The sequence below is a fragment of the Hansschlegelia beijingensis genome (assembly GCF_045505405.1).
In the GTDB taxonomy this organism is placed as follows: domain Bacteria; phylum Pseudomonadota; class Alphaproteobacteria; order Rhizobiales; family Methylopilaceae; genus Methylopila; species Methylopila beijingensis_A.
Map to the genome: position 1 here is coordinate 1 of NZ_JBJKEX010000577.1, position 1,064 is coordinate 1,064.

Below are 1,064 nucleotides of genomic sequence, written 5' to 3' on the forward strand. Positions count from 1 at the left end.
AGACCTCCGTCTGCTCGCGCGCCAGGAAATGCAGCCCGAAATGTCCGCTCGCGAGCAGCGCCCCGAGCGTGTTCGACTTGTGGTCGAGGCAGATCAGGAACAGCGGCGCGCCCGCCGCAAAGCTTCAGAGGTTGAGCTGGTAGGTCAAGGGCAGCCAGCGATACGCCTCGCCGGCCCGCTCCACATAGCCGGCCGACGGGAACGACGTGTGGTAGCCGACCACGGGCAGGCGCTCGGTCGCGGCCATGTCGTAGATCCGCTTGCGCGTCGCGGCGCCCTGCTGCTTGTCCATGTCGAAGAACGCGCTCCATTCGGGCCGCGCGAGCGACGCCACCTCGTGGTGCGCGCAGTCGCCCCAGAGCAGCAGCCGCCGGCCGCCGCTTTCCAGATGGTAGGCGAGATGGCCCGGCGTGTGCCCGAAGGCCGCGAGCGCCGTGACGCCCGACGCGACCTCCTGTCCCGGCTTGAGGAACGTCGTGCGCTCGGCGAACGGCGCCACATTGCGGCGGAACATCTTTGCCGAGGCGAGTTCGTTGCCGCCCTCGGCCGCCGACATCCGCTCGTCCCTGGACCAGAATGCGTGCTCTTCGGCGCCGACCGCATAGCGGGCGTTTGGAAACACCGGTTTCCCGCCTTCCACCAGCCCGCCCATGTGATCCGGATGACAGTGCGTCAGCGCCACCACGTCGACCTGCTCGGGCGTCAGGCCCGCCTGTTTCATCGACTCGACGAGCCGGCCGCCCGCAGGGCGCGGCACGAAGCCGTCCGGGCCGTTGCCGGCGTCGAACAGGATCAGCTCCCGGCCGGTGTTGACGAAGGTCGGCGTGAAGCCGGGCTGGAAGCGCTTCTCGGGCAGCAGGTTGTCGCGCATCAGCGCCTCGACCTCCGCGGCCGGGCGGTCCTCCCCCACGATCGGCCACGGCCCGTCGATCATCACGCCGGCGTCCGACACCGTGGTCACCTCGATATCGGCCGACCCTCCGATGCTGCTGTTCTGCGTCTCCCGGCGCAGCGACAGCTTCGACAGCATGGTCCCGGGCGCGAGGATCGGCGTGTCCGTGCTG

The 1,064-nt window shown here is 69.7% G+C and carries 1 protein-coding gene; it reads right to left on the reverse strand.

Annotation, left to right across the window (positions count from 1 at the left end; all coding sequences use genetic code 11):
- Positions 1–124: 124 nt before the first annotated feature.
- Entirely contained in the window at positions 125–1,030 is a 906-nt protein-coding gene (locus ACIKT0_RS18835) for an MBL fold metallo-hydrolase (protein ID WP_407106828.1), read from the reverse strand.
- Between the last annotated feature and the right edge of the window lie 34 nt (positions 1,031–1,064).